This is a genomic window from Synechococcus sp. BA-120 BA3 (assembly GCF_034931285.1).
In the GTDB taxonomy this organism is placed as follows: Bacteria; Cyanobacteriota; Cyanobacteriia; order PCC-6307; family Cyanobiaceae; genus Cyanobium.
Window position 1 is genome coordinate 1 of record NZ_JAYGHZ010000107.1, and the last position, 3,652, is coordinate 3,652.

A 3,652-nucleotide genomic window follows, 5' to 3' on the forward strand; every position below is an offset into this window, starting at 1 on the left:
CCCCAGGTGCGGATCCGCAGCCGCCGGTCCCCTGGCAGCCGCGGGCCCGAGGTGCGCACCGAGGGCAACACGGTGGACGTGCGCGGTCTGCGGGTGCACGAGGCCGAGGCGGCGGTGGAGGAGCGCCTGCGGGGCGCCAACGGCCCGGTGTGGGTGATCCACGGCATCGGCACCGGCAAGCTCAAGCGGGGCCTGCGGGAGTGGCTTTCCGGCCTGGCCTGGGTGGAGCGGGTCAGTGATGCCGAGCAGGGGGATGGGGGCCCCGGCTGCAGCGTGATCTGGGTGAAGTAGGGCCCAGTGGCTGATCGCTCAGTGGCTGATGGCGGGCAGCTGGGGTTCCTGCCGCGGCGGCGGCGTGGTGGCTTCGGCCGGCAGCAGGGCCGCCCCGAGCCCGTCGAACAGGCGCCAGCCCGTGGGTTCGACATCGAGATGCACGGTCTGGCCCACGGTCACGCTCTGGTCCGGGGTGGCCCGCACCAGCACCAGGTGGCTGCCCTCCAGCAGCCGGCAGGTGACCAGCTGCTCGTTGCCCAGGGCCTCGCAGTGGCTCACCTCCGCCGCCAGGTTGCGGTTGGTGGCCGGCGCCAGCCGCAGGTGCTCCGGCCGCAGGCCGCCGGTGAGCCGGTGGCCGATCCAGTCACCCAGCAGCTCCGCCATCGGGCCCTCCACCGGGAAGCGTCGCCCCCCCAGGAGCAACTGGGCGGAGCCGGCCACCTCCACCGGCAGCAGGTTCATCGCCGGGCTGCCGATGAACTGGGCCACGAACAGGTTGGACGGCCACTGGTACAGCTGCATCGGGGTGCCCAGCTGCTGCAGCCGGCCCTCGTTGAGCACGGCGATGCGGTGGCCCATGGTCATCGCCTCCACCTGGTCGTGGGTGACGTAGAGGGTGGTGGTGCCCAGGCGCCGCTGCAGCTCGACGATCTGGGTGCGGGTGCCGGTGCGCAGCTTGGCGTCCAGGTTGCTGAGGGGTTCATCCATCAGGAACACCGCCGGCTGGCGGGCGATGGCCCGGCCCAGCGCCACCCGCTGCTTCTGGCCGCCGGAGAGCTCCTTGGGCCGGCGCTCCAGCAGCGGCTCCAGCTCCAGGGTGGCGGCCACCTCGTCGATGCGGGCGGCGATGCGGCGCTCCCGTTCGGACTCGACCCGCAGGGGGGCCGGCAGGCGATGGGTGGCCCGGTGCAGGCTGTCCTGCAGCTGCTGGGGCAGGCTGCGGTGGCGGCTGCGCCGCAGGCCGAAGCCGATGTTGTCGGCCACGCTCAGGTGGGGATAGAGCGCGTAGCTCTGGAACACCATCGCCACGTCGCGCTGGGCCGGCCGCAGCCGGCTCACGGGGCGTTCCCCCACGTAGATCTCGCCCGCGGTGGTGGCCTCCAGTCCGGCCAGCAGCCGTAGCAGGGTGCTCTTGCCGCAGCCCGAGGGGCCCACCAGCACGAGGAATTCACCGTCCTCGATGTGCAGGTCGAGCTGGCGCAGCACCTCCACCGGGCTGCCGCCGCGACGGGGCGGGTAGGTCTTGCCGACCTTCTCGAAGCGGACCTCGGCCAAACCAGGGGTGCAACCGGGGGATCCTAGGGTTGTTCCTCATCCGAGCCCCGGCCGAACCCCTTCCTTGCAGTTCATCGATCAGGCCCGCATCGCCGTGCGCGCCGGCCGCGGCGGCGACGGCATCGTGGCCTTCCGTCGTGAGAAGTACGTCCCCGCCGGTGGGCCCTCCGGTGGCGACGGGGGCCGCGGCGGTGACGTGCTCCTCGTCGCCGATGCCAACCTCCAGACCCTGCTGGATTTCAAGTACCGGCGCCTGTTCGCCGCCGACGATGGCCGCCGTGGCGGCCCGAATCGCTCCACCGGGGCCAGCGCCGCCACCCTGACGATCCGGGTGCCCTGCGGCACGGAGGTGCGCGACTGCCGCACCGGCATCCTGCTGGGGGATCTCACCCACGCCGGCGAGGAGCTGCTGGTGGCGGCCGGTGGCCGGGGGGGCCTGGGCAACGCCCACTACCTCAGCAACCGCAACCGGGCACCGGAGAAGTTCACCGAGGGCAAGGAGGGTGAGGAATGGCTGCTGCAGCTGGAGCTCAAGCTGCTGGCCGAGGTGGGGATCATCGGCCTGCCCAATGCCGGCAAGAGCACCCTGATCGCCGTGCTCTCGGCGGCCCGGCCCAAGATCGCCGACTACCCCTTCACCACCCTGGTGCCCAACCTGGGCGTGGTGCGGCGCCCGAGCGGTGACGGTACCGTCTTTGCCGACATCCCCGGCCTGATCGCCGGGGCGGCGCGCGGCGCCGGCCTGGGCCATGACTTCCTGCGCCACATCGAGCGCACCCGGTTGCTGCTGCATCTGGTCGATGCGGGCGCGGAGGATGTGCTGGCGGATCTGGGGGTGGTGGAGGAGGAGCTGGCCGCCTATGGCCACGGCCTCAGTGAGCGCCCCCGCCTGGTGGTGCTCAACAAGATGGAGCTGCGTGACGCCGCCGAACTTCAGGAGCTGATGGAGGCCGTCGGGGCCCACACAGGCGAGCCCCCACTGGTGATCTCGGCGGCCGCCTCCCAGGGCCTCGATGCCCTGCTGGCCGCCGTGTGGGCGCAGCTGGGCATCGCCTGAGCGCGGTTCAGTCGTCGTAGACGCGGCACTCGGGAGCTTCAGGGTTGAGGTCGCAGTAGACCTCCAGGGGGGAGGGGTCGTGGTTGTCCTCGGGGTGGTGCTCCTTGTACTCGTTGAGGGCCTTGAGCTCCTCCTCGAGGTGGCGCACCTTGCCGAGATTGCCGTCGGCCTTGGCCGATTCGATCTCGACTTTGTCCTTCTCGATGTGATCGTCGATCGTCTTCATGCAAAAACCGGCCGTCACGGGTCGGAACTCACCGCAGACACCATACGGTCGGGGCCGGGGGATCGCCGCCTCCTGTGGGTCTCCGCACATCCCCCGGGAGCGGCCTGACCGTTGCAAACCCTGCGCCGGCGGCTGCGTTGGGGGCTTATCCGTGGCTAGCAGCGGAATGGACAGTGCCCCGGTTGGCCCATGACACGCATCAGCAAGCGGCGGGAACGGCATTTCATCGACGAGCACGGGCGGCTCTTCTGGATCAACGGTCCCGAAACCCACTGCTACCTGTCGGAGCAGCGCCAGTGGCGCCGGGGCCTCGGCTTCGAGGAGGTGCTGGTCTGGAAACAGTGCGCTCCCAGTGGTCTCGTCAGCCAGCGCTTCGCCAGCGTCCAGGCGGCCCTGGAGGCCTTCCAGGCCGACGCAGTGCAGTGGTACCAGGATCTCTACCTGCGCCGCATGGGGGACCAGATGGCGGCCCACCGCAGCGTCGACGACTACAAGCCCACGGCGATGCAGCAGGCCGAAGCCCGCGGCGCCCGGGTGCAGCGCCAGCCCTGGCTGCTGCCGGAGCCCGCCGGGCCGGTCTGCGGCCTGCCCCCCCGTATCGCCGATGGGGCGGGGCTGCTGGAGGTCCCCCACCCCCACCGCCGCCGGCGTTCAGGCTGCCAGCTCGCTGAGCGTTAGCCAGCGCTCCTCGGCGGCGGCGATCCGCTCCACCAGCGCCGCCAGCTCGTGGGTCAGGGCCTCCAGCCGGGCGTAGTCCGGGCCGCGGGGGGCCGCCAGGTGGCGCTCCAGCCCCCGGCGGCGCCGCTCGAGTTCTTGCCCTT

At 71.7% G+C, this 3,652-nt stretch carries 6 protein-coding genes; 3 read left to right on the forward strand and 3 right to left on the reverse strand.

Features of this window, described 5'->3' with window-relative positions:
• Positions 1–291, forward strand: a 291-nt coding sequence (locus VB737_RS05910; protein ID WP_500311939.1) for a Smr/MutS family protein, incomplete at its 5' end; no start/stop codon positions are given.
• An 18-nt stretch (positions 292–309) separates the two neighbouring features.
• On the opposite strand, the gene VB737_RS05915 is transcribed toward VB737_RS05910, so the two are convergent.
• Positions 310–1,548 carry an ABC transporter ATP-binding protein gene (locus VB737_RS05915; RefSeq protein ID WP_500311941.1) on the reverse strand — a complete coding sequence of 413 codons (1,239 nt, stop codon included), beginning with the start codon at positions 1,546–1,548 and terminating at the stop codon, positions 310–312.
• A gap of 64 nt (positions 1,549–1,612) precedes the next feature.
• On the opposite strand from VB737_RS05915, the gene cgtA reads away from it, so the two are divergent.
• On the forward strand, positions 1,613–2,605 hold the full coding sequence (gene cgtA, locus VB737_RS05920; protein ID WP_500311942.1) for an Obg family GTPase CgtA: 993 nt from the start codon (positions 1,613–1,615) through the stop codon (positions 2,603–2,605).
• A 7-nt stretch (positions 2,606–2,612) separates the two neighbouring features.
• Here cgtA and VB737_RS05925 read toward each other — a convergent pair whose 3' ends face one another.
• On the reverse strand, positions 2,613–2,831 hold the full coding sequence (locus tag VB737_RS05925; RefSeq protein ID WP_254948378.1) for a Calvin cycle protein CP12: 219 nt from the start codon (positions 2,829–2,831) through the stop codon (positions 2,613–2,615).
• A gap of 189 nt (positions 2,832–3,020) precedes the next feature.
• On the opposite strand from VB737_RS05925, the gene VB737_RS05930 reads away from it, so the two are divergent.
• Positions 3,021–3,509, forward strand: coding sequence for a hypothetical protein (locus VB737_RS05930; RefSeq protein WP_500311943.1), 489 nt, complete (start codon positions 3,021–3,023; stop codon positions 3,507–3,509).
• Here the strand turns inward: VB737_RS05930 and VB737_RS05935 are convergent.
• Positions 3,483–3,620 carry an ABC transporter C-terminal domain-containing protein gene (locus VB737_RS05935; RefSeq protein ID WP_500311945.1) on the reverse strand — a complete coding sequence of 46 codons (138 nt, stop codon included), beginning with the start codon at positions 3,618–3,620 and terminating at the stop codon, positions 3,483–3,485. The genes VB737_RS05930 and VB737_RS05935 overlap by 27 nt on opposite strands.
• Between the last annotated feature and the right edge of the window lie 32 nt (positions 3,621–3,652).